This is a genomic window from Nocardia sp. KT25-26, assembly GCF_056627695.1.
Map to the genome: position 1 here is coordinate 5,308,414 of NZ_CM152813.1, position 25,191 is coordinate 5,333,604.

The 25,191-nt window shown below is 68.5% G+C and carries 24 protein-coding genes; 12 read left to right on the plus strand and 12 right to left on the minus strand.

The window, feature by feature from the left end; translation table 11 throughout:
• Nucleotides 1-159 precede the first annotated feature (159 nt).
• Nucleotides 160-594: a PIN domain-containing protein gene (locus AC1HFH_RS23965; protein WP_480245040.1), complete on the minus strand. Its 435-nt coding sequence runs from the start codon at nt 592-594 to the stop codon at nt 160-162.
• On the minus strand, nt 591-800 hold the full coding sequence (locus AC1HFH_RS23970) for a type II toxin-antitoxin system VapB family antitoxin (RefSeq protein WP_480245041.1): 210 nt from the start codon (nt 798-800) through the stop codon (nt 591-593). Before AC1HFH_RS23970 ends, AC1HFH_RS23965 begins: the two co-directional genes overlap by 4 nt.
• Before the next feature lie 185 nt (nt 801-985).
• On the opposite strand from AC1HFH_RS23970, the gene AC1HFH_RS23975 reads away from it, so the two are divergent.
• On the plus strand, nt 986-2,164 hold the full coding sequence (locus tag AC1HFH_RS23975) for an NAD(P)/FAD-dependent oxidoreductase (RefSeq protein ID WP_480245042.1): 1,179 nt from the start codon (nt 986-988) through the stop codon (nt 2,162-2,164).
• A gap of 78 nt (nt 2,165-2,242) precedes the next feature.
• Nucleotides 2,243-3,169, plus strand: a complete 927-nt coding sequence (locus AC1HFH_RS23980) for an RNA polymerase sigma-70 factor (RefSeq protein WP_480245043.1) — start codon at nt 2,243-2,245, stop codon at nt 3,167-3,169.
• A 48-nt stretch (nt 3,170-3,217) separates the two neighbouring features.
• Here AC1HFH_RS23980 and AC1HFH_RS23985 read toward each other — a convergent pair whose 3' ends face one another.
• Entirely contained in the window at nt 3,218-4,078 is an 861-nt protein-coding gene (locus AC1HFH_RS23985) for a polysaccharide deacetylase family protein (RefSeq protein ID WP_480245044.1), read from the minus strand.
• Nucleotides 4,079-4,194: 116 nt separating this feature from the next.
• On the opposite strand from AC1HFH_RS23985, the gene AC1HFH_RS23990 reads away from it, so the two are divergent.
• Nucleotides 4,195-5,091 carry a LysR family transcriptional regulator gene (locus tag AC1HFH_RS23990; RefSeq protein ID WP_480245045.1) on the plus strand — a complete coding sequence of 299 codons (897 nt, stop codon included), beginning with the start codon at nt 4,195-4,197 and terminating at the stop codon, nt 5,089-5,091.
• Between the two features lie 66 nt (nt 5,092-5,157).
• Here the strand turns inward: AC1HFH_RS23990 and glsA are convergent, their stop codons facing one another.
• A complete protein-coding gene (glsA, locus tag AC1HFH_RS23995) occupies nt 5,158-6,966 on the minus strand; it encodes a glutaminase A (protein WP_480247959.1) in 1,809 nt (602 codons plus the stop codon).
• Between the two features lie 434 nt (nt 6,967-7,400).
• Here glsA and AC1HFH_RS24000 point away from each other — a divergent pair, with 434 nt between their 5' ends.
• Nucleotides 7,401-8,213, plus strand: coding sequence for a hypothetical protein (locus AC1HFH_RS24000; RefSeq protein ID WP_480245046.1), 813 nt, complete (start codon nt 7,401-7,403; stop codon nt 8,211-8,213).
• Nucleotides 8,214-8,306: 93 nt separating this feature from the next.
• Here AC1HFH_RS24000 and AC1HFH_RS24005 read toward each other — a convergent pair whose 3' ends face one another.
• Together AC1HFH_RS24005 and AC1HFH_RS24010 are read right to left on the minus strand one after the other, a co-directional pair.
• A complete protein-coding gene (locus AC1HFH_RS24005; RefSeq protein ID WP_480245047.1) occupies nt 8,307-9,026 on the minus strand; it encodes a hypothetical protein in 720 nt (239 codons plus the stop codon).
• Between the two features lie 170 nt (nt 9,027-9,196).
• Nucleotides 9,197-9,943 carry a TetR/AcrR family transcriptional regulator gene (locus AC1HFH_RS24010; RefSeq protein WP_480245048.1) on the minus strand — a complete coding sequence of 249 codons (747 nt, stop codon included), beginning with the start codon at nt 9,941-9,943 and terminating at the stop codon, nt 9,197-9,199.
• On the opposite strand from AC1HFH_RS24010, the gene AC1HFH_RS24015 reads away from it, so the two are divergent.
• The 4 genes from AC1HFH_RS24015 to AC1HFH_RS24030 are packed head-to-tail and all read left to right on the plus strand — an operon-like array spanning nt 9,942 to nt 12,704.
• Nucleotides 9,942-11,171: an alkane 1-monooxygenase gene (locus AC1HFH_RS24015; protein WP_480245049.1), complete on the plus strand. Its 1,230-nt coding sequence runs from the start codon at nt 9,942-9,944 to the stop codon at nt 11,169-11,171. The two genes, AC1HFH_RS24010 and AC1HFH_RS24015, sit on opposite strands and share 2 nt — an antisense overlap.
• The gene (locus AC1HFH_RS24020) at nt 11,168-11,344 is read left to right on the plus strand and encodes a rubredoxin (protein WP_480245050.1); all 177 of its coding nucleotides are present in this window, start codon (nt 11,168-11,170) and stop codon (nt 11,342-11,344) included. The genes AC1HFH_RS24015 and AC1HFH_RS24020 overlap by 4 nt, the downstream gene beginning before the upstream one ends.
• Nucleotides 11,341-11,523: a rubredoxin gene (locus AC1HFH_RS24025; RefSeq protein WP_365040097.1), complete on the plus strand. Its 183-nt coding sequence runs from the start codon at nt 11,341-11,343 to the stop codon at nt 11,521-11,523. Before AC1HFH_RS24020 ends, AC1HFH_RS24025 begins: the two co-directional genes overlap by 4 nt.
• A complete protein-coding gene (locus AC1HFH_RS24030; RefSeq protein WP_480245051.1) occupies nt 11,520-12,704 on the plus strand; it encodes an NAD(P)/FAD-dependent oxidoreductase in 1,185 nt (394 codons plus the stop codon). The genes AC1HFH_RS24025 and AC1HFH_RS24030 overlap by 4 nt, the downstream gene beginning before the upstream one ends.
• A gap of 182 nt (nt 12,705-12,886) precedes the next feature.
• On the opposite strand, the gene AC1HFH_RS24035 is transcribed toward AC1HFH_RS24030, so the two are convergent.
• Nucleotides 12,887-13,261, minus strand: a complete 375-nt coding sequence (locus tag AC1HFH_RS24035) for a VOC family protein (RefSeq protein ID WP_480245052.1) — start codon at nt 13,259-13,261, stop codon at nt 12,887-12,889.
• 318 nt (nt 13,262-13,579) lie between these two features.
• Here AC1HFH_RS24035 and AC1HFH_RS24040 point away from each other — a divergent pair, with 318 nt between their 5' ends.
• Nucleotides 13,580-14,395: an NmrA family NAD(P)-binding protein gene (locus AC1HFH_RS24040; RefSeq protein WP_480245053.1), complete on the plus strand. Its 816-nt coding sequence runs from the start codon at nt 13,580-13,582 to the stop codon at nt 14,393-14,395.
• Between the two features lie 18 nt (nt 14,396-14,413).
• On the opposite strand, the gene AC1HFH_RS24045 is transcribed toward AC1HFH_RS24040, so the two are convergent.
• The 4 genes from AC1HFH_RS24045 to AC1HFH_RS24060 all read right to left on the minus strand — a co-directional run bounded on the left by AC1HFH_RS24045 (nt 14,414) and on the right by AC1HFH_RS24060 (nt 20,615).
• Nucleotides 14,414-15,328, minus strand: coding sequence for a TIGR01777 family oxidoreductase (locus AC1HFH_RS24045; protein WP_480245054.1), 915 nt, complete (start codon nt 15,326-15,328; stop codon nt 14,414-14,416).
• Between the two features lie 87 nt (nt 15,329-15,415).
• Entirely contained in the window at nt 15,416-17,653 is a 2,238-nt protein-coding gene (locus AC1HFH_RS24050) for a hypothetical protein (RefSeq protein WP_480245055.1), read from the minus strand.
• Nucleotides 17,654-17,705: 52 nt separating this feature from the next.
• Complete coding sequence (locus AC1HFH_RS24055; RefSeq protein ID WP_480245056.1) at nt 17,706-19,028, minus strand: D-alanyl-D-alanine carboxypeptidase family protein; 1,323 nt, start codon at nt 19,026-19,028, stop codon at nt 17,706-17,708.
• Nucleotides 19,029-19,334: 306 nt separating this feature from the next.
• The gene (locus AC1HFH_RS24060) at nt 19,335-20,615 is read right to left on the minus strand and encodes a D-alanyl-D-alanine carboxypeptidase family protein (protein WP_480245057.1); all 1,281 of its coding nucleotides are present in this window, start codon (nt 20,613-20,615) and stop codon (nt 19,335-19,337) included.
• Between the two features lie 322 nt (nt 20,616-20,937).
• On the opposite strand from AC1HFH_RS24060, the gene AC1HFH_RS24065 reads away from it, so the two are divergent.
• The 3 genes from AC1HFH_RS24065 to AC1HFH_RS24075 all read left to right on the plus strand — a co-directional run bounded on the left by AC1HFH_RS24065 (nt 20,938) and on the right by AC1HFH_RS24075 (nt 24,451).
• Nucleotides 20,938-22,494 carry an acyl-CoA carboxylase subunit beta gene (locus AC1HFH_RS24065; protein ID WP_480245058.1) on the plus strand — a complete coding sequence of 519 codons (1,557 nt, stop codon included), beginning with the start codon at nt 20,938-20,940 and terminating at the stop codon, nt 22,492-22,494.
• Nucleotides 22,495-22,675: 181 nt separating this feature from the next.
• Entirely contained in the window at nt 22,676-23,374 is a 699-nt protein-coding gene (locus AC1HFH_RS24070; protein WP_480245059.1) for a hypothetical protein, read from the plus strand.
• Between the two features lie 66 nt (nt 23,375-23,440).
• Complete coding sequence (locus AC1HFH_RS24075) at nt 23,441-24,451, plus strand: alpha/beta hydrolase (protein WP_480245060.1); 1,011 nt, start codon at nt 23,441-23,443, stop codon at nt 24,449-24,451.
• A 17-nt stretch (nt 24,452-24,468) separates the two neighbouring features.
• Here AC1HFH_RS24075 and AC1HFH_RS24080 read toward each other — a convergent pair whose 3' ends face one another.
• Nucleotides 24,469-25,185, minus strand: coding sequence for an ESX secretion-associated protein EspG (locus tag AC1HFH_RS24080; RefSeq protein ID WP_480245061.1), 717 nt, complete (start codon nt 25,183-25,185; stop codon nt 24,469-24,471).
• Nucleotides 25,186-25,191: the final 6 nt, after the last annotated feature.

Here is a 25,191-nt window from a genome sequence, read left to right on the forward strand (position 1 = left end):
TCGGCCACTACTTCGCTTACCGCGGTTTTTGCCACCCCTGGGACAATGACGGATATCGAGCGATCGACAACACTCGAACCGGGTGCAAGGCCACGATGACCAGCCGCATCGCCCATCGTCACGACGAGCAAGGGCCGATACCCGCATGCGCCGATCCCCTCATCGGTGCCGTTCACCCGGCACCACTCGGCGCTGCCTGAATTCGGGGATCGCTCGGGCGATGGCCACGAAGTCGGTGTCGTTGTGGATGACCGTTGCGTCGTGGCGGAGCGCGACGGCGGCGATATGCACGTCGGTGGTCTGCGCGCCGCGACCCGCGCCGATTTTCCACAGCGCGGTGCGGATCCGGCCGACATTGCTTTCGACGATCTCGTCGGCAGGGAGCCAGCAGAAGACGGAACCGTACAGTTCGGTGAGATAGTCGAGGTCGGCCGCGTTACGGGCGCTGAACCGCGCTTCGTCCATGGTCACCGCCGACGCGCACAGCGCACCGGTGACCGCGAGTTCGTCTATCGCCTGCTCCACGGCGCCGTCGGTGCGGTAATGCGACATCGCCGACTGGTCGACGAGGTACCGGGGTCGCACCGAAGTCATCTACCCTCACCGTGTTCGGCCAGCTCCTCGGCGGTCAGGAACGGGTTGTGATCCATCCGCTTGAGCCGGGTCAACGCCTCCCGCTGCCGGTACCCCTGGACCAGCTCCGACATCGCGAGATTGATGACGGCCTTCTTGGTACTCAGCCCGGTCAGGCGCAGGGCTTCGGCGAGGAGCTCGTCCGGAATTTCCACCGTCGTCGCCATGCCGCCACCTCCATATTTCAAATCTCGAATATTCATAATATCAGCGATTCGTAATACGAGATGTTGCGGATCGACAGCTCGGCAGGCCTACCAAGTGACTCAGGTCACATTACATGGTGTCACGTCCGCGGCCGCTGCCCTGTCCCATAGCCGACCTCGACAACCGAGCACCCAGGGAGCACGGCATGACCACCACGACCCACGAGATCATCGTCCTCGGCGCCGGCTACGCCGGCCTGATCGCCACCGCCCGGCTGGCCCGCTACACGCGCAGGCTGAACACCCGCATCACGCTGGTGAATCCTTCTCCTCGCTTCGTCGAGCGGTTGCGCATGCACCAGGTCGCCGCCGGACAGGAACTGACCGACTTCCGGATCCCGGACCTGCTGGCGGGCACCGGCGTGGAATTCCACCGGGCCGCCGCCACCGCCATCGACCCAGCCGACCGCACCGTCACCCTCGACGACGGCTCGGTCCTGGGATACGACCGGTTGGTCTACGCACTCGGCAGCACCACCGACACGAGCCGGGTCCCCGGCGCGGCGGACCACGCCTGGACCCTCGACGATCCGCGGACGGCACACCACTTCGCGCAGCGGTTGCCCGAAATCGCCGCCGCCGGGGGCGGGGTCACCGTCTGCGGTGGCGGGCTCACCGGAATCGAAGCGGCCGCCGAGATCGCCGAGGCATATCCGGAGCTGACCGTCACCTTGGTCAGCGCCACCGAACCCGGGGCCATGATGGGCGCGAAGGCCCGCACCTACCTGAACCGCGTGCTGGACCGCCTCGGCGTGGTGCGCATGGCCGGGGTGAAGGCCACCAAGGTACTGCCCGATGCGGTGCGGCTGGACACCGGCGAACTCCTGGCCTCGGATCTCACGTTGTGGACCACCGGTGTCCGGGTGTCCCCGCTCGCCGCCGAGGCCGGTATCGAGACCGATGCGCACGGGCTGGTCGTCACCGACCCGACCCTGCGCTCGGTATCGCACCCGGAGATCCACGCCATCGGCGACGCCGCACTGGTCCGGCAGGCGTGGGGGCGGCTGCACGGCACCTGCCAGAGCGGGGTGGTCACCGCCGACTACACCGCCGGTGTCATCGCCCGGCAGTTGCGCGGGAAGAAGGTACAGCCGTTGCGCTTCGGCTACTTCCACCAGCCGATCAGCCTGGGCCGCAAGGATGCGGTGGTCCAGTTCACCCGGGCCGACGACACCCCCAACCGGTGGTACCTCCGCGGCCGGGCCGCGGCCATCTACAAAGAGCAGGTCAGCAGCACCCCGCCGGTGGCCGCGAAGATGACCCGGTACGTGAAACTGCCGGTGCAGTTGTCCAAGGGTGGCCGGGCCACCCTCGAGACGGCATGATGATCCGAATCCGGGCCGAGGGACCACACGGACCCTCGGCTCCGTCCGGCGAAGCGAAGACCGGTGAGGACGACAGCCATGCAGGACCACGGTGCCGATCGGCGGACACCGGCGCACGAGATGCACGACGCCGCCGACCCGTTCATCGAACATCGCCGGCTGCTTTTCGGTACCGCCTATCACCTGCTGGGCAGTGTCGCCGACGCCGAGGATGTACTGCAGGATGCCTGGCTGAAATGGCATGCCGTGGAGCACGCTTCGGTGACACACCCCAAGGCGTACCTGGTGCGCACGGTCACCAATCTCGCCCTCAACCGCCTGACCTCGGCCCGGGCTACTCGCGAAACCTATGTCGGCCCATGGCTTCCCGAACCGCTGATCACCACACCGAATGCCGCCGAGGAGACCGAGATGGCCGATACGGTGTCGACGGCCATGCTGGTCGTCCTCGAGACCTTGAACCCCACCGAACGAGCGGTCTTCGTGCTACGCGAGGTATTCGGCTTCTCGCACGCCGATATCGGTGGTTTCCTCGACCGCCCGGAGAACACCGTCCGCCAGATCGCCCGCCGCGCCCGCTCGCATGTGCAGGCCCGCCGACCCCGTTTCGACACCGACGACGCGGCACGCAACGAGATCACCGAGAAGTTCATCGCCGCCTGCCACGGCGGTGACCTCAACGCGCTGATGGCGCTGCTCGCCCCCGACGTGACCCTGTGGAACGACGGCGGCGGCATCGTCACCGCCGCCCGCCGCCCACTGTTCGGGCCCGACCACGTGGCCCGCTGGCTGCTCGGCGTGCTGGCCAAACCGGCCTCCGCCGATATCCGGCTGGAATCCACGACGGTCAATGGGGAAACCGGCATCGTCGGTGTCGTCGGTGGCTACCGGATCGGCGCGCTGACCTACGACATTCACGACGACCGGATCGAGAACATCCGATTCCAGGTCAACCCGGCCAAGCTCGGCGGAATCCAGGAACCGGGCGATACCGCCGCCGGGTGACCCGTAGTAGTCCGCACCACCGGAATGGTGTGGCCGATCCGGTCACGGTCAGAGCAACCGGTCCGCACAGTGCTGGGCGATCTCGTCACTGGTGGTGAGCCATACCCCGTCGTGGCCGGCGATGTAGGCCAGTGCCTCGTCCAGGTACTTGGCGCGGAAGGCCTGCCCGATGACGAACGGATGCAATGCCAGTGAGAGCACTCGCCCGCTCTCGGCGGATTCCGCGTAGAGCTGGTCGAACTGGTCGATCAGCATGCGGGTGAAGTCGGGCCCGGTGAAGCTCTTCATGGTGAACAGGCCGATATCGTTCAGCTCCACCGAGTACGGGACACTCAGCATACCGGGGACATTCAGCCGGAACGGTTGATCGTCACACGTCCAGTCCAGTACGTAGTTCAAGCCGAGCTCGGCGAGCAACCGCGGCGTGTGGAATGTTTCGGTGAGACCGGGCCCCATCCAGCCACGAGGACGGCTGCCCGTGGCCTTCTCGATGGTCTCGACGATCTCGGTGAGCTCATCGCGCTCCTCGGCCTCCGTATATCCCGTGTGCAGGACCGAGTTGGTACGACCGTGCGCCACCCACGCCCAATCCCGTTTCCGCCCGGCCTCGATGATCTGCGGATAACGCGAGCACACCTCCGAATTGACCAGGGCGCTGGCCCGGATGCCGTGCGAGTCCAGTATTTCCGCGATCCGCCAGATGCCGACCCGTGGGCCGTAGTCGCGCCAGCCATGGTTGAGGGCGTCCGGCACGAGGGCGGCAGTACCCTCGTTCAGGCTGGTCGAAGGCACGCCGACCCGGAAATGCTCGATGTTGAGGCCGATGTAGAACGCCACCCGGGCATCCCCCGGCCACCGGATCGGCGCGCGGTCGACGATCGGGCTGTAGTCGTAGAGAGTGTTGTCCACCCCCGAGACCTTCGCGCAGCTCCGCATGTGGATCAACGACGTTCCGGTAAACGGAGGTTCGGTGCTGCTAAGCAGGCCCCTGAAGCCCCGGCTACGGAGGCCACTATGCTCGAGGCGTGGAGCGGTACGAGATCGAAGCGTTCCTCACGCTCGCAGAAGAACTACACTTCGCCCGCACCGCCGAACGACTACACCTCTCACCCGGCCGCGTCAGCCAAACCATCAAACGCCTCGAACATCGCATCGGCGCACCCCTGTTCGACCGCTCCAGCCGCAAAGTCACCCTCACCCCACTCGGCGCCCGATTCCACAACGACCTGAAGCCAGCGGTCGACCGGATCCAGCAGGCCGTGCACCGCGCCACCGGGACGGCACACAGCGTTGCGGACCACCTGCACGCCGGGTTCTCCGGCCCATGGTCGGGCCGGCTTATGCTGCGTGCCGGCGCCGCCTTCCGCGCCGAGTTCCCGCACTGCGAGGTAGCGGTGCGGGAAGTGTCCCTCGACCACCCGTATCGGGCACTCCGCGACGGCGACCTGGATCTGCAGCTCACCGAACTACCACTGGACGAACCCGATATGGTCGCCGGACCGGTGCTGTTCTCCCAATCGCCGGCACTGCTGGTACCCGCCGACAGTGCACTCGCCCGGCAGCGAACCGCGGACCCGGAGGATCTGGCACAGTTGCCGCTGATCACGGTCTCCGGAATGTCGCTACCTTTCCAGCGACGGCACTATCCGGAGGTCACCCCGTCCGGCCGGCCGATCCGGCACCTGCCGCTGCGGATGCAGTTCTACGACGTCCTGGGCTTCATCGGTGCGGGCAACGGCATGACCGTTGTCTCCGCGGCCGCCGAGCAGTACCAGACCCGCCCCGACGTCGCCTACATACCGTTGCGGCAGGCGCCGCCGCTGCTGTACGGCCTGGTCTGGCAACGCAGCCGGGAAACGGCGACGGTCCGGCGATTCACCGAGACCGTGCACCAGGTCCACACGGCCGACCCGGCTCCGTAGCCGCCGGGCAACTGTCCGTGCCCCGGTCCGGCGAGGCATTCCGACATGCCGAAGGCAGCCCTGCGCTCAGTAGTCGGCCGCACTTCCGGAGATGATCCGCACCATCGCGTCCATCTGCGCGTAGGCACCCGCGGCGAGCCGCTGCAGCAGCGCGAGTTTCAGCCGCGGATGGTCCTCGGTGAGCCGGTCGAAGGTTTCCGGCCGCATCACCGCGCCCCGGACCGGGGTCTCGGCGACGACCTCGTTGACGAACGGTTCCCCGATCAGCATCGGTATCTCGCCGAAGGACATCCCCGCCGACAGCGTCACCAGTCGATGGGTTCGTCCGTCCGTGCCGAGGAAGGTCACTCGCACCCGCCCGTCGAGGATCAGATACAGCCCGGAGCGCGGATCGCCCCGCTCGGCGATCACCTCACCGCGCGCGAAGGTACGCGATTCGAAGTCTGCGGCCAGTCGGGCGCGATCGTCCTCGGTCAAGCCGGCCAGCAGCGGGTGTTCGGCAAGGGTGACCTCGGTACCCGCACCGGTCCCGGGCGGCCGGTGCAGGTCGAGGACGACGTCCTCGCACCATTCGGTCGCGGTGTCGCGGTCGATGAACACCCGCCCGCGTGGGTCGCCGGGGTCCAGGCTCGATACATCGTGGCCGAGCCGGGCGTCGGGATCGACCAGCGCGACCCGGCTGCCCTGCCGGACGAGTTCGGCCTGCAGGTCGTCGAGCATCGTCCGGGCGACCGCGCTCACCTCGCCGACCCGGCGCAGATCGATCACCAGCGCGTCGAGCGAGCCGACCTTGCCCTCGATGGCACGTACCGCACGCTCGGCCGCGGCGAAGAGCAGATCGCCGTGCAGTTCGTAGACCCGGGCGCGGTCACCGTGCGCCGCGAGCACGGCCGAATCCTCCGGGGAGCGGCGCAATCGCGAGGGCCGCTGCGCGACCGAATAGTCGGCACGGATGGCGGTGCGCGCCGACCGGGTCACATGGCAGAAATGCAGCTCCAGCCGCCGGGACAGTTCCCGGCAAGCGGCGACGCCGCGCACGCTGTTGCCATGAGTGTCCAGCCGGGGCGAGTACACCGAGATGCCCAGCTGGCCGGGCAGTACCGCGATGATTCCGCCGCCGACCCCGCTCTTGGCCGGCAACCCGACCGTGGTGACCCAGTCACCGGCGGCGTTGTACATACCGCAGGTCGTCATCACGCTGAGTACCCGCTCGGTCAGTGCGGCCGACAGTGCCCGCTCCCCCGTCCGTGGGTTCACGCCGTTGTCGGCCAGGGTCGCCGCCATCACGGCCAGGTCGGCGCAGGTGACCTCGATCGAGCACTGCCGGAAGTACCGGTCGACGGCGTCGTCGGGGTCGGCGTCGATGATGCCGACCGAACGCAGCATGTAACCGATCGCGCGATTGCGGAACCCGGTGCGCGCCTCCGACCGGTACACCGCCTCGTCCATCCGCATGTCCCGCCCCGCGAAGCGGGAATAGCAGCGCCGGACCCGTTCGAACCTGTCGGCGGCGTCGCGCCCCCTGATCAGGGCGGCGGCAGTGATCGCACCGGAGTTGATCATCGGATTACTGGGCCGCTGGGTGTCTGGTTCGAGGCTGATCTCGTTGAACGGCTCGCCCGACGGTTCGACATCGATATGTGCGGCCACACCGTCGAGCCCGCGGTCGACCAGGGCCAGCGCATAGGTGAACGGTTTCGAGATGGACTGGATGGTGAACCCGGTATCGGTGTCGCCCACCCGGTAGATCAGCCCGTCTGCGGTGGCCAGGCACAGCCCGAACGAATCGGGCGGTACCGCAGCCAATTCGGGGATGTAGTCCGCGGGCGCGCCCGAGGTGTCGTCCCGCAGTCCCGCGTAGACCTCGTCGAGCATGCCCGCGACCACACCGGGATCGATCGTGCGCGTCACACCGTCGGATTCGGCCACTGCGCCACTGTATGACGCAGCCGGACCTACTCCGCCGCGGACGCGCGGGGGGCGGCCGGGTTCCCGGAACCATGTCGCAGTCGAATGTCGCATCGTCTACCGCGGTTTACACAATGTAACCTGTGACAGTTTATTTCCGATCAGAAGATATCCACACGTGTGACCCACTGTCGAGTGAGTGGCGCCCAGTTTCTTCTGCTTCAGCAGAATTGCAGGTCAACGGGCTCTGTCCAGCCGGGCTTACAGGACGGAAACCCGGGTGGACGATTTCCGAATCTCCCTACAAGCCAATCCAATTGATGTGAAACATGTTCTAGCCAAACCGTTCGGTGCGTGCTCTACTTCTTTCCCACCACACGCCTTCGAGAAGGGAAAGAACAATGACCCACTCCTCGACCATGCCGCGTTGGGCGGCACTTGCAGCCGGCGCGGCGCTCATCACGGCGCCGGCGTTCTTCGCAGCTCCTGCCATGGCGGAAACGACCGAAACGGCATTCCTGGGGCACTGTGTCGCCGGTTCGATCATCGGTGACATCTCGAAATCGACCGATAATGTGGTCACCGTAGATGCACCGGCCGATGTCGCCCCAGGGGCACAGTTCACGTATCGAATACAGCCGAATGCCACCTCGTATCCGGATCAGGAATCCGGTGCCACCACCACGAACCTGTCCCGGCTCAAGTACGACTACGCGATCCCGGACAACGCGACGTTCGTGGATGCCACGGTTGTCGCCGGCACCGGGATCGGGCTCGCCGGGGTCGCACCGAATGTGCTGCGGGTGAACGATTCCGGTGCAGTGGATGCCAGCGGCGGCATTCTGCGCTTGTCGGGCAACAACGAGGTGATCGGCAACAGCCCGACCTCCGATACCGACTCCGAGGGAGGCATTCTGGTTCCGAAGACCGGGGAGAACCTCGACGGCACCCCGAACCCCGACGGGGAGACCTGGTTCCGGCTCCCCGCCGTGGACATCACGCTGGTCGCCGGGACATCCGGGGTCGTCGAGCCCGAGCTCCGCACCGACGGAGATGCCGGACAGGTCGGCAATGCGGCGAACTTCAGCACGCAGCTCGCTCGTGCCTCGTTCTTCGGCACCCAGTGGGCGCCGACTCGGTGCACCCCCCGAGACTCCGCGAACGACCCCTTGAACGCCGGGGCAGGACCGCTGGCCACCATCACGATCACCTGACCGGCCGATCCACCCTGCACCGATCGCCCCGTTCCGGCCGGAACGGGGCGATCGGTCGTTCGCGGTCCACCTGCCGAACCATCAGCGGCAGGATCAGAAATAGACGCCGGGCACGCAGTAGCCGGTCACCAGCTGGCGGTCGCCGTAGCGCACCGCATCCGGATCCCACCGGGCACCGAGGCGGTGCACGAAATCGCGTGCGATATCGAGGTCGGCGCGGTCGGCGACCAGGCTCAGCGTGCCGTCCGCGGCGACCGATCCGCCGCCCAGGCGATCCCGTGCCACCGGATCGGCCAGCAGGGCATCGCGCACCCGGACCGGATCCATCCCCGGGACGCGGACGAGGAAGCCGTCGGCCCGCTCGTGTTCCGGGGGCAGGAACTCGATACCCAGTACCGCCTCCTGGTTGTAGCGGACCTTCAGGTCGTCGGCGATCCAGCACAGGTTGTCGCGACCGGTGCAGGCGAGTTCGAACCGGCGAGCCGGGTCGTAGACGACCTGCTGCGACCGCTCTTCCCACTGGACGCTTCGTACCGACTCGGAGAAGACGGTGAGCCCGAGCTCCATCGCCGCGGTGAGGTTCACCTCCAGCTCGAACTGCGTCAGCGGATCATTCAGGCGCGGATCGGCCGGATCGGTGATGGTGGCGGTGTTCCAGGTTCCGAACAGCTCCGCGGTAGGGCGTAGCGGATCGCCCGGTGCACATGACCAGGGACCGTAAGCCGCGGCCGGGCCGGAGCCCGCCGCAGCGGACAGAATGCCGCCCGACAGCACCAACGCCGCGGCGGCGGCAACGATTCGGGTAATGATCATGTGGCCATCACCTCTCCCGAGGGGCGGGCTCGATCGGTGCCTGCACAAGAGGAAGCGCCCGAATTGTATTCCGGGGAGCACGCGGGGCGCGCCGGCCGACTCCGAACCGCGACCGAATGGAAACCCCGAGGTCACCCGGACCACGGGCTCATCATGGATGGTTCTCAGGCTCAGGAACCGGGCAGAACGCCGGTCAGCACGGCGCCGATCTGGGCCACGGCCCGGTCGATGCTGCCGGTCGGCTGGAACATATGACTGAGCGTCAGCCGGACCATGACCTCGACAATCGAGGCGAGCTCGGCATCGGACAGCTCCGCCAGGCGGTACCGGTCGCGAACGGTGGCGGTCAGGGCGGCGATTGCGCGGCCGAGGATCGGCTCCGGATCGCTGACCAGCGCGGGTAGCAGAGCCGTGTCGTCGCCCCGGCGGGCCGACAGGACGGCCTTGATCAGCATGTTGTCGCCCGCATTGCGCAAGGTGTACTCCGCGGCTGCGGTCATGCCGGCCAGCGGATCGTCCGGATACTCGGCGAGCGTTTCGGCGATTCCGGCCAGGTAGATACCGGTTTCGCGTTCGATGAGCGCATCTGCGAGCGCCTGTTTGGTGCCGATCTCCTTGTAGAGGACCGGCCTGCTGACACCGACTTCCTTGGCCACCCGCGACATGTTGACCGCCCCCCACCCCTCCGCGACGACCATCTCTCGGGCGGCGTCGAGCATGCGCTCGCGCAGCAGCTGACGCATCTCGGTCTGAAAGTTCGTCGATTCGCCCACTAGATCATCGTACACATGCCCAAGATGTGCTGCACTGTTGACAACATAGCCATATGTGTATTCACTGAGAACAGTTCGCACATAGTTGTAAAGAAGTGCGGCAGCAGTCGAGACTGTGTTCCGACGATCAGGAGAAACGACCATGACGACATCCCGCATCGGCGACCACGAAGGAGCGGACACCGCCCTGCACTGGCGTGACCCCAAGCGCTACCTGTGGCTGTTCGGCCTGGTCGCACCCAGCGCCGCCCTGGTGGCCACCGTCCTCGTCTGGGGGTTCAACCGGGCCGGCTGGCAAACGGTCGCCCCGGTCTGGTGGTGGCTGGGACCGATCCTGATCTACGTACTGCTGCCGATCCTCGACCGCTTCTTCGGCCCCGACGGCAAGAACCCACCCGATGAAGTGATGGAGCAACTCGAGAACGACCGGTACTACCGCTACTGCACCTATGCCTTCATCCCGTTGCAGCTGATCAGCCTGGTCTTCGCCGGCTACCTGTGGTCGGCCGACAACCTGTCCTGGCTCGGCATCGACGGCGGCCTCGGCCTGGTATCGAAGATCGGCCTGGCCTTCACGATCGGCGCCATGGGCGGTATCGGCATCAACACCGCGCACGAACTCGGCCACAAGAAGGACGAACTGGAGCGCTGGCTGTCGAAGATCACCCTCGCCCAGACCGGCTACGGCCACTTCTACATCGAGCACAACCGCGGCCACCACGTGCGGGTCTCCACCCCCGAGGACCCGGCCAGCGCCCGCTTCGGCGAATCGTTCTGGACGTTCCTGCCGCGCAGCGTCTGGGGCAGCCTGCGCTCGGCGTGGGAACTGGAACGCACCCGGCTCGAACGTCTCGGCAAGGGGCCGTTCACGATTCACAACGATGTGCTCAACGCATGGTTGATGACGGTCGTGCTGTGGCTGGCACTGGTCGCCGTGTTCGGTCCGGTGATCCTGCCGTTCCTGCTGATCCAGGCGGTGTACGGGTTCTCCCTGCTGGAGACGGTGAACTACCTCGAACACTACGGCCTGCTCCGGCGCAAGACCGCGTCGGGCCGCTACGAGCGCTGCACTCCGGAGCACAGCTGGAACTCCGACCACATCGTCACCAACATCTTCCTGTACCACCTGCAGCGACACAGTGATCACCACGCCAACCCGACCCGGCGCTACCAGACGTTGCGGCATATGGACGCCGCACCCGAACTGCCCAGCGGCTACGCCAGCCTGATCGGCCTGGCCTACCTGACACCGCTGTGGCGCAAGGTGATGGATCACCGGGTGCTCGCGCACTACGACGGCGACATCACCCGCGTGAACATCCAGCCCGCGAAGCGGGACACGATCCTGGCGAAGTACGGAGCGCACGCATGACCGCCTACCGCTGCCCCGTCTGCGACTACCGCTACACCGAGCGAACCGGCGCTCCCCGCGAAGGTTTCCCGGCCGGCACGCCGTGGTCGGCGATCCCCGACGACTGGTGCTGCCCGGACTGCGGGGTCCGCGAGAAGGCCGACTTCCAATCTATCGAGGAGGTTTCGAGATGAACGACTACAAGCTGTTCCGCTGCGTGCAATGCGGATTCGAATACGACGAGGCGCTGGGCTGGCCCGAGGACGGCATCGAACCGGGCACCCGCTGGGACGATATCCCCGACGACTGGTCGTGCCCGGACTGCGGCGCCGCCAAAGCCGATTTCGAGATGCTGGAGGTGAGCCGCGGATGAGCGACCGGATCATCATCGTCGGCACCGGTGTCGCCGGGGCCACCGCGGCCCAGACCCTGCGCCGCGAGGGATACCCCGGTGAGATCATGGTCTTCGGCGCCGAACCCGACCTGCCGTACCGCCGGCCGACGGTGTCCAAGGAACTGCTCGCCGGCACTGTCTCGTTCGACCGGGCCCTGCTGAAACCGGCGAAGTTCTGGATCGACAACACGATCGATCTGCGGCCGGCGGTCGCGGTGGAATCGATCGACCCCGACCGGGCGACCGTGCGCACGAGCACCGGCCAGGTACTCGGCTACGACAGCCTGCTGCTGGCCACCGGGGCCCGGGCCCGGACCCTCGACACCGCAGCGACACGGGTGCACACCCTGCGCACCCGTACCGATATCCGCGCACTGCGGACCGCGATCGACACCCACGGCTCCCTGCTGATCGTCGGCGGCGGCCTGATCGGCTGTGAGGTCGCCGCCACTGCCCGCGGCCTGGGAGCGGAGGTCACGCTCCTCAACGCCGGCCCGGCGCTACTCGATCGGGTGCTGCCGGAGCCGGTATCGGCGCTACTGCAACGGATTCACCACGAACACGGCGTGGTGGTCGAAAACGATTCCGCCCCCAGGCACCTGGCCGACACCATCGACGGCGTCACCGCCACCACCGCGGACGGGCGCAACTGGTCGGCCGGGACCGCCTTGGTCGCCATCGGCTCGGTGCCGGATACCGCGCTGGCCGAGTCCGCTGGGATCGCGGTGAACAACGGGATCGTGATCGACCAGCACTACCGCACCTCGGCACCGGGAGTGTTCGCCGCCGGCGATGTCACCACCGGATTCCATCCGATCAGAGGCGAATTCGACCGCGGTCAGCACTGGAACTCCGCCATGACCGCCGGTGCCGCAGCCGCCACCGCCATGCTCGGCCACCCGGCACAATCCGCCGAGGTCCCGTGGGGCTGGACCGACCAGTACGGCATCTCGACGCAGTTCACCGGCTGGCTGCACCCACACGACGAACTGTTCGTCGAAGGCTCGCCGGCCGAGCGGAACTTCCTCGCCGTCGCCCTCCGCGCCGGGAAACCCGTCGGCGGGGTCGCCATGGGCCGTCCCAGAGAGCTCCGTGCGCTCCGGACCGGCATCGCCACGGGCGACCCGTGGATCGCACCGGCTCCCGCAGCAAGCCGCTGAACTTCGATGCGAGGAGGTCGGCGACCGGCGGGTGACGGTGCGGACGCGACGAGGCGTTCGGACGGGCCGGGGCGGTACCTCCGGTGGACGGCTTCGCCCGCCGGAACCGGACGCCGGCCCGGTGACGCACGGCGGGTGCGGTGCGCCACCGGGCGATCGGGAGGGCACGGCTCCCGCAACCGTCACAGATACGGGCGGGTGAGCATCTCGATGCCGTGACCTGCGGGGTCGCGGAAATACACCCCGCGCCCGCCGTGCCCGAAATTGATCTCCCCGGGCTGCTGGAAGTGCGGGTCGGCCCAGTGTTCGATGTTCCGGTCACGCAGCCGGGCGTATGCGCGGTCGAACAGCTCGTCGTCGACCAGGAACGCGTAGTGCTGCATCTGGATGTCGACCGGGGGTTCGGCGAACTGCAGCAACACCCCGTCCTCGCAGAGCAGGTTGGTGAACACTCCCCAGGAAGGGGCTTCGGCGAACTCGAAGATATCGCGGAAGAACGCCGCGGACTCGTTGCGGTCCTTTGCGGCGATGATGGTGTGGTTGAAACGTGCGGGCATTGGTTTCTCCTGTCGTGATGAATCCAGGGCTGGTGATCATCACGACGGAGGTGGTGCCCGCGCGGCTGCGCCGGCGGCCGAGTACGGGCCAGCGGCCCGTACGGCGCTCAGCGGAGCACCGGGTCACCGATCCGTGCTCGGCGCAGTGCCGTCCCGGTAGTCATCGCCGACAATTCTAGCAGGCGATGACAGTGGGACGCCGCACCCGCCGCCTGCCCCTCCGGGCGCCTCCGGGCGCTCGAGTTCACCGGCGCCACAACATGATGCGCAGCCGTCAGCACTGGCAGAACCGGCCGGGTGGCCGCAGAATCTACAGGCATGATTCTGGTGACGGGAGCGACCGGCAATGTTGGTGCGGAAGTTGTCCATGCGCTGCACGCAGCCGCGAAACCGGTGCGGGCACTGGTCCGGGATGTCGATCGCGCGGCGATGCCGGACGGCGTCGAGGTCCGGGCGGGTGATCTGACCGACCCGGCGACCCTGGATTTCGACGGTGTCCGGGCACTGTTCCTGCTGCCCGGCTATCCGGGGGTGGCGCAGACAGCGGCGAAGGCCGGTGTCGAGCACATCGTGCAACTGTCGGGTGTCTCCGCGAAGACCGGCGACACTTCGAACGCGGTGACCCGGTACATGATGGCGTCCGAGGAAGAGGTCCGGACGTCCGGTGCGGCCTGGACGATACTGCGCCCCTGTGCCTTCGCATCCAATGCCCTGCGCTGGCTGCCGCAACTGCAGAACGGAAACGAGATCCGGGCACCGTTCCCCACGGTGCGCACCGCCGTACTCGATCCGCGGGACCTGGGCGCGGTCGCCGCCACCGTACTGCGGAACCGTAGCCATCAGGGTGAAGTCCTGTGGCCCACCGGACCGGAACCGCTCACCCCGGCCCAGCAGGTCGCCATCCTAGCCGAGGCCACCGGCCGCGACCTCACCTGCCGGGAACTCACCGACGAACAAGCACGCGCCGACCTGCTGGAGAACACCCCGGTCCAGTACGTGGACGCCTTCTTCGACTTCTACGTGAACGGCGCCATCGACGAATCCGTCGTCCACCCCACCGTCACCACCATCCTCGCCCGGGAGCCACGCACCTTCCGGCAGTGGGCCGACGACCACGCCGACACCTTCCGGTGACGGCTGTCGGCCGGACCGTCACCGGCCGAGCAGGCTGCGAAGGGCGGGCTCCAGTTCCGGCTGCCGGAAGTGGTAGCCGTGTTCCAGGAGGCGGGCCGGGCGCACCCGGGCACCGGTGGTGAGCACCTGGGCGCCCGGGCCCAGGGCGGCGCGCAGCATCGGGCCGGGGATGCGGCCGAGGGTGGGGCGGCCGAGGACGCGGCCGAGGGTCTTCGACAACTGCCGATCGGTGACCGATTCGGGTGCGGTGAGGTTCACCGGACCGGAGATCGCATCGTTGTCCAGGCAGAACAGGATGGCACCGACCTCGTCGGCCAGTCCGATCCACGGCACGTAATGCCGGCCACCGGCGGTCGGGCCGCCGAACCCGGTCCGGTACGCAGGCAGCATCTTCGCCAGCGCACCGCCCCGGGTGGACAGCACCACACCGGTACGCACGGCGACGACCCGCAGCCCGTACTGTTCGGCGGCGCAGGCCTCCTTCTCCCGATCGATACACACCCAAGCGAGGAAATCGTCACCTGGCGCAGCGGTCTCATCGATCTGCTCGGCACCCCGCGGCCCGTACCAACCGACCGCCGAAGCAACCACCAGCACCCCCGGCCGACGATGCACCCCGGCGATCCCGGCCACCAGATGACGCGTGGTCTGCACCCGGGAAGCCCGGATCTCCGCCTCCACCTCCGGCGTCCACTTCTGCACCAGCGGTTCACCCATCAAATGCACCACCGCATCCCGCCCGGCCAACGCCCGTTCCGGCGGCGGTTCGCGCAGCGGATGCGGCCAGGCCACGACATTCACGTCGATACTGAACCTGGCGGCCGCCCGATAGGGGTCCCGGGACAGCACGGTGATCTCGTCGCCGCGCTCCCGCAACGCCGCCACCACCGCCGTGCCGATCAATCCGGTTGCGCCGCTGACCGTGACTCGCATGTTGCCTCCCACCGGTACCGCACACCCAGTGTGCGGCGGGCCCGGGCGCGGCACGGCGGATCCGATTGCCGGGAGGTGTCGAGACGGTCAGGATCCGATCAACTCGGCCGTCCGCGCGGGCAGCTCCGCCGGAGCAACGGGATCCGGCCGACGCCTGCGGCGCACGTACAGCCATTGCAGCAACCCGATTCCGGCCAGACCGAGGCCGAATGTGGTTGCCCCCAGATACATACCCGGCGGCCGCCAGGTCACCACGAGCTCGGCGCCCGCCGTTCCGGCCGGGATCTCGACGGAGACGAAGATGTCGTCGAGCGCTTGGTACTCGACTTCGCGACCGTCCAGGGTGGCCCGATAGCCGGGCCAGTCCAGCCGGGCGAAGGTCACCCGCCCGCCGGACTCCGAGGACACCCGTACCGTACTGGTGTAGTCGGTTTCCGAGACCGATACCGCGTCGACTCCGGGGGCATCCGAGATCCGGCCGTTGTCCGGCGAAATCGGCCCGGTGTCGCGCTCGAGCACCCAGATCCATTTGTCGTTCGGCGGGTAGTCGACCCAATGCCAGCCCGGCGGTGCGGGTTCGTTCCGGGCATCCGGGTAGACGAGCCGCATCAGGGTGATCCGGTCGACCTTCATCAGGTCGACGATCGGCTTGCCGGTGACCGGTTCGGTCTCGAAAATCTTCCGGTAAGCCTCCGGACAGGTACTGCCCTCCCAGCGCATGCAGATCCGTTCGGAGAAGGCGGCGTGCCCGATCGGGGTGTATCCGTTGACGTAGTCGACGCCGAGGTCCTCGGCGTAGAACCCGACCACCAGCGAGCTGTATACGCCCGCACCGTCCTTGGCGTCGCCGGGGAAGATCAGGCTGTTGCCCAATTGCAGTGTGGTGCCCTCGAAGTCCGGGAACCGGGCCTGCGCCTCGGAACGCCGTTCCGGCAGGTTCCACGACATCGGGTGCGGATAGGCGTCGTCGACCTGGTAGTACGCGATCGGAGCGATGGTCACCAGCAGCGCGGCGCAGGCCACAGCCCGCCCCCACCGCCGATACATCAGTACAACGGTCGCCCCCAGGGCGAACACGATCAGCGCCGCCGCCAGGTGGGTCCGGATCCGATCGCTCGGCGCAGACGCCACCGAACGCATCAGCAGCACGGCGATCAGACCGGCCGCCACCACCCCCCGGACCCGCAGGTTCGCGACGGTGCCGTGCCGGCTCAACAGCACGCAGACGAGCACGATCAGGCTCAGCGCGAGCATCGGCAGCACCCGCGCCGGCCATCGCAGCGGGCCGAATGCGGCCGGGCCCGCCGTCCACAGCAGGGCGACCCCGGCGAACAGGGCCACCCCGCTGATCTCCCGGAACGTCTTCGCCGCCGCCCGCCAGTCGATGAAGGCCAGCGCCGGGATCAGGAACCAGGCGATGTAGACGACCGGGAACGGCTGGATCAGCCCGAACCAGGAGTTGAACGACGGCAACGTGGTCGGCAGGCTCGCATTCAGCGATTCCGACCAGGGCACAGTCATGAAACCGTCGTTGCGGATCGCATCGTCGGCGGTCCGCCAGGTCACGTCCGAGGACAGCAGGCTCGGCAGATACGTCATCAGCCCGGCCAGCCCGGCACAACCGGCCGCCAGCAACAACCGCAGCGACGGCCACGGCGAGCGCTGATACAACCACTCCCCGGCGGCGACCGCGACGATCATCAAGGCCGCCTCGATCCCCGGCCACACGTAGCCGACCGTGATCCCGAAGAACAGGAAGACGAAGACCGGGATCGGACCGCTCCGGCCCCGGGCGTACCGGACTCCCGAGGCCCAGGCGTTGGCCAGCCACGCCGTCCCGGCCAGACCCAGCACCCAGCTGGCCTGGTCGAGGAACAGCAACCAGCCGGAGAAGCAGAACGCCACCCCGGCCACCGCAGCCCACGGCGGTTGCGCCCGGTAGACCAGGCAGATCCGGAACACGCCGAGGGCGAGCACGATCGAGTAGGCGAGCTTGACCAGGGTGGCCAGCACGACCAGATTGTCGAACGACGGGGCGAGGAAGGCGATCAGCAGCTGCGGCGGGTTGAACAGGCTGGCCTGGCCCTCCACCAGGTAGTTCCCGGCCATCCATTCCTCGGGAACGATGCCCGGGAACCGGCCCTCGCGCAGCTGCCGACCGGCCGCCAGCCACAGCGGCACATACTGTGCTTCCGTGTCGTCGGTGTAGAAATGCCTGCTGTCGGCGAGCAGCACCGCTGCATAGCCGGCGAGCACCCCGAAGACCGTCACGGCCGCCCACAGCGCGGTTCTCCTGCGCGCGACACCCGAGCCGTTGTCCGTCACGGTGTCGTGACACTACTCGCCCGCCGTAGTGATCTCCATCTCCCCATGCCGCCTACATGCGGAACTTGCCGGCCAACACCCAAGCGCCGACCGCCAGTAGCAGTGCCCCGACCAGTCCGGCGGCGGTGAGCGCGACCAGACGGGCCGAGCCGCGGTCGGCGGAGAGAGGCGCGTCGGAGCCCGGCGCGGGCGCAGCGACCGCCACCCCGGCATCCGGCAGCGGGGGCTCGTCGCCGGGCAGCGCCCCCACGCCCGTATCCGCCGGCAGGCCGAATCCGTAGTCCAGCAGGCGGGCGGCCTGCTCGGCGGGGTGAATCGGTTTCACCTCGGCACGCAGCAGGGTGACGACCAGTCGCCGGCCGTCGCGTTCGGCGGCGGTGACGAATGTCTGCCGGGCATCGTCGGTGAAACCGGTCTTACCGCCCAGGTTTCCCTCGTAGCTGTAGAGCAGGCGATTGTCGTTGCCGATCGGGAAACCGGGCCGGTCCTCGTCACCCGGGATCCGCGGGTCGGCCGGGAAGCCGGGGAAGTCGGCCTGCATCGTGCCGATCATCTCCGCGAACACCGGGATGGTCATCGCGTCCCGGAACAGCACGGCCAGATCGTAGGCCGAGGTACTCATGCCCGGACCGTCCAGGCCGGACGGGGTGGCCGCCCGGGTGTCCATCGCCTGCAACTCTTGTGCCAGCTCGTTCATGGCGGCGACGGCGGCCCGGTCGCCGCCGAGCTGGGTGGCGATCGCATGCGCGGCGTCGTTGCCGGAGCTCATCAGCAAGGCCTGCATCAGCTGGCGGTTGGTGTAGCGGCCACCGGGGCCGATGCCGACCCGGGTGCCCTCCATGTTGGCATCCTCCTGGGTCCCGACCACTTCCGCGTCGAGGTCCAGGGTGCGCAATGCGACCGCCGCCAGCAGCACCTTGATCGTGGAGGCCGGGCGATAGCGGCCGTGCGGATCCTTCGCGGCGAGCACCTGCCCCGAGTCGAGATCGGCGATCAGCCAGGCCGTGGCGGACAGGTCGGCCGGCACCGGCGGCGCACCCGCCGGTAGCACCACTGCGCACTCGCCGAGCCGTGGTCCGCCGACCGGTGTGGCGAGAACCGGCAGCGATGCGGGCGTCGTCTCGCCCGGCCGCGGCACCTCGGAGGTGTCGATCGGCGGCGGTGGCGCGCTCCGGTTCGGGCACGCATCGGTGTTCGGGGTGGTGAACGGCGCCGTGGTGGTCGGCGAACCAGCTGTCGGCGGGACCGGTTGCGCGGCGGCCGGTCCGGCGACACCCGCCCCGGTCAGCGCAGCCGTCCAGCCGACCCCCAGGGCCGCCACCGCGGCCACGAACTTTCGGCTACGGCGCGGAGGCCGGGACATACAGGTGCTCATCGCCGTGGAGCTTATGCGGCACCGCCCCGCTCCGCTCCGCTCCCCGCCCGGCACAACCGGTCGCCGGGGCCACGCGGCGGAAATCGTCACCGGCCGCGGCGGTCTCATCCATCTGCTCGGCACCCCGCGGCCCGTACCAACCGACCGCCGAAGCAACCACCAGCACCCCCGGCCGACGATGCACCCCGGCAATCCCGGCCACCAGACGACGCGTGGTCTGCACCCGGGAAGCCCGGATCTCCGCCGCCACCTCCGGCGCGCCGGGCGGGCGAAGGCGACCCTCCGACCGGAAGTCGCCGACCGGACTCAGCGGCCGGGGCGGCCGAAGGATCTGCGAACGAACAGCACGGACATCAGGGCCGCGGTCAGCACTGCGACAGTGAGGATCAAGGCGGTCCAGCCTGCGGCAGTGGCACCGTCGTCCGAGGTGTCGGCAGCAGGTGCGGCCAGCACGGGTTCGGTGTCTGCGGCCTGCGGGACCGGGTCCGGGAGCCGGCCGACCGCAGCTGTTGCGGGCAGCGCGAATCCGTAGTCGAGCAGGCGGGCCGCCTGCAGGTGTGGGCGGATCGGCCAAGCTTCGGCGCGGAGCAGGGCGACCACCAGGCGGCGGCCGTCCTGTTCGGCGGCACCGACGAAGGAATGGCGGGCATCATCGGTGAACCCGGTCTTGCCGCCCAGGGCGCCCTCGTAGTTGTAGAGCAGGCGGTTGTCGCTGCCGATCGAGAAGCCGGGCCGATCCTCGTCGCCGGGGATATCCGGGTCCGCGGGGAAACCCGGGAAGAACCGCTGTGTGGCGCCGATCGTCTCGGCGAAGAACGGGAAGGTCATCGCGTCGCGGAACACGGCGGCCAGGTCGTAGGCGGAGGTGCTCATACCGGGACCGTCGAGCCCGGAGGGAGTAGCTGCCCGGGTATCCAACGCCTGCAGTTGCCGGGCCAGATCGTTCATCTCGGCGACTGCCGCCGCATCACCGCCGAACTGCGCGGCGATCGCATGCGCGGCGTCGTTCCCGGACCGCAACAGCAGTCCTTCGAGCAGTTGCCGGTTGGTGTAGTGACCGCCGGCCCCGATCCCGACCGAACTGCCCTCCACATTCGCATCCTCCTGGGTGCCGACCACCACCTCGTCCAGCTCGAGGTTCCGCAGGGCAACCGCGGCCAACAGCACCTTGATCGTGGAGGCCGGGCGGAAACGCCCGTGCGGATCCTTCGCGGCGAGCACCCGGCCGGTGTCCAGATCGGCGATCACCCAGGCGGTCGCCGACAGGTCGCCGGGTATCGGAGGTGCGTCCTGCGGCAGGACGGTTCCGCAGGAACCGAGCCGTTCGCCGCCGACCGGAACGGCCGGAGTGGCCAGTCCGGTAGGCGTCGGCGCGCCCGGTTCAGGCACCTCGGACAGATCGATGGGCGGCGGTGGCGACACCCGGTTGGGACACTCGGCGGCCGAAACAGGTGGCGATCCAGCCGGATCCGCCGCAGCCGGGCTGACGCCTCCGGATACCGCGGCGGCACCCACTCCGGCCACCAGCACAGCGGCCGCTAGAACTCGAAAACGACTGTTGCACCGGAACTTGTATTCAGCTGTCACCGAAAAAGCTTAGGAACAACAGGGACTCGGCACGCCGAGGTAGGATCACGATCCGAAACCGGCCCGGCGACGGTCGTCGTGACCTGCTGCGGGACGCCAACCGCCACACCTGAGCACCGACCCCGGCGAGAACGCCGCCGGCCACCACCGCCGATCCCGGCTCACGGTGCCCGACGGGCCGGCCACTCCAACGCCCTGAGGCGGCGACCAGTTGCCGCGGCCCCGGACTGTGAACCGTCCTCGAGGTGGCCGACGGCCACCTCGAAACGGGTGAGTCGCACATAGCCTCGCCGCCGGAAGCAGTTCGGAAGGCGGCGACACGATGGTGGGTACCACCCGCGAAAAGCTCGATCAGCTGGAGAAGATCCTGGCGGTGGCCGCCGAGCCGGCCGGGGAAGTCGGTATCGCCAAACGCGCGAAGAAGCAGATCCCCAGTGTCCGCGCCCGGGTTCGGGCGCTGCTCGATCCGGGCACCTTCCTGGAAACCGGTGCCCTGGCCCGGCAACCGGGCAACCCCGAGGCAATGTACGGCGACGGCGTGGTCACCGGGCACGGGCTCATCGACGGCCGGCCGGTGGTGGTCATCGCCCACGATCAGACCGTGTACGGCGGTTCGGTCGGCGAGATGTTCGGCCGCAAACTCGCCCGGGCCCTGCAGCTGGCCTTCGAGAAGGCCTGCCCGGTGGTGACCATCAACGACTCCGGTGGGGCGCGCATCCAGGATGCGGTGGCCTCGCTGGCCTGGTTCGCCCATATGAGCCGGCGGCAGGAGAAATTGTCCGGGTTCGTGCCGCAGGTGTCGATCATGCTGGGCAAATGTGCTGCGGGCGCGGTGTACGGGCCGATCAACACCGATGTTCTGGTCGCCACCGAGCAGGCCTACATGTTCGTCACCGGCCCGGATGTGATCAAGGCCGTCACCGGCGCGGAGGTCAGCGCCGAGGAACTGGGCGGCGCCCAGGTGCAGGCGCGGCGCGGCACCATCCACCATGTGGCCGACTCCGAGCGCGATGCGTTCCGATGGGCCCGCGACTACCTGAGCTATCTGCCGTCGAGCTGCCTGGAGCAGGCGCCGGTCGTGAATCTGGGGCTGGAACCCGAGATGACTCCGACCGACCTGGAACTGGACTCGATCATTCCCGATGCCGACCGGGCCGGCTACGATATGCACGAGATCTTGTTGCGGATCTTCGACGACGGCGAGTTCCACGAACTGCGTGCCGAGTTCGCACCGAACCTGATCACCGGATTCACCCGGGTGGACGGCCGCAGCGTCGGCGTGATCGCCAATCAGCCGCTGGTACTGGGCGGTGCGATCGATGCGGCGAGTTCGGACAAGATGACGTACTTCATCCGGCTCTGCGATGCCTTCGGCCTGCCGCTGATCTTCGTGACCGACACGCCGGGCGTGCTCCCCGGTGTCGAAGAGGAACGCAACGGCGTGATCATCCGGGGCGGCCGGGTCCCGCGCGCCATCATCGAGACCACGGTGCCGATCGTCAGCCTGGTGGTGCGCAAGTCCTACGGCGGCGCCTACGGAATGATGGCGTGCAAGCAGATCGGGGCCGACCTCGCCTTCGCCTGGCCGACCGCCCGGATCGCGGTGATCGGAGCCGAGAGCGCCGTGGACCTGATCGGGAAGCGGCAGCTCATGCAGGTTCCGGAGGAGCATCGGGCGGCGGCGCGCGAGTTCATGATCAACCAGTACAACGAGACGGTCGCCACGCCCTGGGTCGCCGCCGAGCGCGGCTACATCGATGCGGTCATCGAGCCGTCCCGTACCCGGCTGGAACTCCGGCACGCATTGCGCCTACTGCGCGACAAACAGCCGCTGGCGCCGGAGTTCAATCCGCGCAAACACAGCCTCTATTCGATGTAGCCCGCCCCGCGCGGGGTGTGCGATACGCCGAACCGGCCGGTACCGGTTCGGCGTTTTCGTGATAGCGACGTGACGAACACGAGTGTTGAATCGGCAATATTTCAGATTTTCAGGACAAGCGTCCAGTAGGCATGTTTACTCGGTCCCCAGCTGCGCACCACCCGCATCCGGAAGGATCGACATGTCCCGTACCGTTCGTACGCTCGCCCTCACCTCCGCCGCCGCGCTGGCCCTGAGCGGCGCCGCCGCCGTGGCCGGCGCGGGCACCGCGTCCGCCGCCACCTGTGCCGACCGGACCCACCTGACCAAGAAGGACGCCAGCACCGTCGGCATCACCCATACCTACGACAAGATCGTCAGTAGCGAGACCGTCGGCGTCGGCACGAACGTCACCTACACGATCGTGGTCGGTACGACCGGCATCGGAAACCCGTACGTCAATACCATCACCGACTTCGCGCCGCCCGGATTCGGCGCGCCGACCGAAGCCACCGTCACCGCGTACCACGCCGGCGTCGGCCAGCGCACCGAACCGGTGACACCGGAACCGAATGCGGGTGGCTGGAAGGTGACCAGCACCGGCTGGTTCGTCAATTCCGGCAATCCGGTGACGCTGAAGCTGACCTACCCGGTCCCCGGCAACCTCACCGCGGGCCAGGAAGTGACCAGCGGCGGGGTCGGGGTGGCCGGCACGGTCGGGGTGAGCAACGAGATGCCGAACCTGACCGCCTGCTTCACCGCCCGCGGCAAGAACGTCGGCGAGGGGGTGCTCGGCAGCCTCGGCGACAACGGCCTCGGCTCCTCGGAGGGCCAGCTCAGCTCCACCGGGTCCATCGCCGACATCCTCGGCGAAGCGCTGCGGCAGATGATCGGCAGCTGAGTCCGATCGGCGGCCGGCTCCGGCCGGCCGCCGGCCGTCCACTCCCCCCGAACTCGAAGGATCTTCGTGCAGACCAGGCCGATTCGGCGGCTCGCCGGCGTGCTCCTGTCCCTCGCCCTGTGCACCGCCGGACCGGCAGCGATCGGACCGGCGGCCGCGGAACCCACCGGCGCCCATCTCGACCACATCGACCGGCCCGGACAACGGCAGCAGATGCTGCACGTGTACTCCGCGGCGATGGACCGGGTGATCCCGCTGCAGGTGCTGACCCCGCTCGACACCTCGGCACCGCACCCCACGCTGTACCTGCTCAACGGCGCCGGCGGCGGCGAGGACGTGGCGAACTGGTATCAGCAGACCGATATCGTGCAGTTCTTCGCCGACAAGAATGTCAATGTGGTGATCCCCGCGGCAGGCGCCTTCTCGTACTACACCGATTGGCAGCGCGACGACCCCACGCTCGGCCGCAACAAGTGGACCACCTTCCTGACCGACGAGCTGCCGCCGATCATCGATGCCACGCTCGGCACCTCCGGCGCGAACGCGGTGGCCGGGGTGTCGATGTCGGCCACCTCGGCCCTGAACCTGGCGATCGCGGCCCCGGGCCGGTATCGCGCAGTCGGCTCGTACAGCGGCTGCGCCTCGACCGCCGACCCGATCGGCCGGACCTATGTCGAGCTGGTACTCGGCCGGGCCGGGGCCGATCCGGCCAACATGTGGGGCCCACCCGGCGGGCCGGGCTGGGTGGCGCACGATCCGCTGCGCAATGCCGAGCAGTTGCGCGGCACCACCCTCTACATCTCCAGCTCCAGCGGGTTGCCCGGTGCCGCGGAATCCCTGGTGGCTCCGCAGTTCGCCGGGCGGGCCGCTGCGCTGGCCAATCAGATGCTGCTCGGCGGTCTGATCGAGGCGGCGACGAATGCGTGCACTCGGCAGCTGGCGGCCCGGCTCGCCGAACTGGACATCCCCGCGCACGTCGAACTCCGCCCCGCCGGGACGCACACCTGGCATTACTGGCAGCAGGACCTGCACGCCTCCTGGCCGATCTTCGAAGCCGCCCTGCGCGCCGACGGCTGACCACGGCGGCGATTCGTTCACCGAATACCTGCCGCCCGGGCCAGCCATCCGGTCAGGCGGAGCGGGTCGACCGGGGTCAGGGCCAGATCGCCACCGATGGTCAGCAGGTAGCGGCCGTCGTCGGTGAAGTCCAGCCAGGTGCGGTGCGCCGGTGGGGGTGCCGCCGGATCGGCCGGGTCGACGGTGACGGTGAGGAAGCCGCGTGCGTCGATGGGCCGGGCCAGCGCCCGGCGTAATCGACGCGCCCGGCGTTGCTCCGGGGCCGTGGGCCACGCCGGTGGTTCCGGGTCGAGGACCGCGCAGCGGGCCTCGCGCATGGCGGGCAATCGGCCCGCCGGCACCGGGCCGACGGCCGCCACCAGTTGCCCGGGCAGTGCCTGCGCCGAGCAGGCGATCACGGTGACCGCATCGGCGCCCGCGACCACCGCGGCACCCCAGCCGAGATAGCTCACCCCGAGCACCGCCAGCGGATCGGCCAGCCGTTCACCGTCCTTGTACCGGTCACCGACCAGGGTGATGGTGGTGGCGTCGGGCCGGGTGAGGAACCGCAGGGTGCTGGTCAGCTCGGGGTCGGCATTCGGCGGGAAGCGCTGTGGCAGGCGCAATGCCGCCCGGGCGCTCTCGGTGCCGACCGTTCCGGCAGGTGCGAGGTCGATCGGGTAGGGGCGGCGGTCCAAACCGGTCTCGCTGCCCCACACGTAGGTGAACTCGTCCGGGGTGAAGATCCATTTCATGGCCGG

Excerpts from the sequence above, each read along its gene's own strand:
- AC1HFH_RS24080 (WP_480245061.1), bottom strand. The coding sequence starts at position 25,185 with ATGAAATGGATCTTCACCCCGGACGAGTTCACCTACGTGTGGGGCAGC.
- AC1HFH_RS24020 (WP_480245050.1), top strand. The coding sequence starts at position 11,168 with ATGACCGCCTACCGCTGCCCCGTCTGCGACTACCGCTACACCGAGCGA.
- AC1HFH_RS24065 (WP_480245058.1), top strand. The coding sequence starts at position 20,938 with ATGGTGGGTACCACCCGCGAAAAGCTCGATCAGCTGGAGAAGATCCTG.
- AC1HFH_RS24005 (WP_480245047.1), bottom strand. The coding sequence starts at position 9,026 with ATGATCATTACCCGAATCGTTGCCGCCGCCGCGGCGTTGGTGCTGTCG.
- AC1HFH_RS23975 (WP_480245042.1), top strand. The coding sequence starts at position 986 with ATGACCACCACGACCCACGAGATCATCGTCCTCGGCGCCGGCTACGCC.
- AC1HFH_RS23965 (WP_480245040.1), bottom strand. The coding sequence starts at position 594 with ATGACTTCGGTGCGACCCCGGTACCTCGTCGACCAGTCGGCGATGTCG.
- AC1HFH_RS24040 (WP_480245053.1), top strand. The coding sequence starts at position 13,580 with ATGATTCTGGTGACGGGAGCGACCGGCAATGTTGGTGCGGAAGTTGTC.
- glsA (WP_480247959.1), bottom strand. The coding sequence starts at position 6,966 with ATGCTCGACGAGGTCTACGCGGGACTGCGGGACGACACCTCGGGCGCG.
- AC1HFH_RS24045 (WP_480245054.1), bottom strand. The coding sequence starts at position 15,328 with ATGCGAGTCACGGTCAGCGGCGCAACCGGATTGATCGGCACGGCGGTG.
- AC1HFH_RS24055 (WP_480245056.1), bottom strand. The coding sequence starts at position 19,028 with ATGAGCACCTGTATGTCCCGGCCTCCGCGCCGTAGCCGAAAGTTCGTG.
- AC1HFH_RS24010 (WP_480245048.1), bottom strand. The coding sequence starts at position 9,943 with ATGGTCGTTTCTCCTGATCGTCGGAACACAGTCTCGACTGCTGCCGCA.
- AC1HFH_RS24015 (WP_480245049.1), top strand. The coding sequence starts at position 9,942 with ATGACGACATCCCGCATCGGCGACCACGAAGGAGCGGACACCGCCCTG.
- AC1HFH_RS24025 (WP_365040097.1), top strand. The coding sequence starts at position 11,341 with ATGAACGACTACAAGCTGTTCCGCTGCGTGCAATGCGGATTCGAATAC.
- AC1HFH_RS24000 (WP_480245046.1), top strand. The coding sequence starts at position 7,401 with ATGACCCACTCCTCGACCATGCCGCGTTGGGCGGCACTTGCAGCCGGC.
- AC1HFH_RS24035 (WP_480245052.1), bottom strand. The coding sequence starts at position 13,261 with ATGCCCGCACGTTTCAACCACACCATCATCGCCGCAAAGGACCGCAAC.
- AC1HFH_RS24030 (WP_480245051.1), top strand. The coding sequence starts at position 11,520 with ATGAGCGACCGGATCATCATCGTCGGCACCGGTGTCGCCGGGGCCACC.
- AC1HFH_RS23970 (WP_480245041.1), bottom strand. The coding sequence starts at position 800 with ATGGCGACGACGGTGGAAATTCCGGACGAGCTCCTCGCCGAAGCCCTG.
- AC1HFH_RS23980 (WP_480245043.1), top strand. The coding sequence starts at position 2,243 with ATGCAGGACCACGGTGCCGATCGGCGGACACCGGCGCACGAGATGCAC.
- AC1HFH_RS24070 (WP_480245059.1), top strand. The coding sequence starts at position 22,676 with ATGTCCCGTACCGTTCGTACGCTCGCCCTCACCTCCGCCGCCGCGCTG.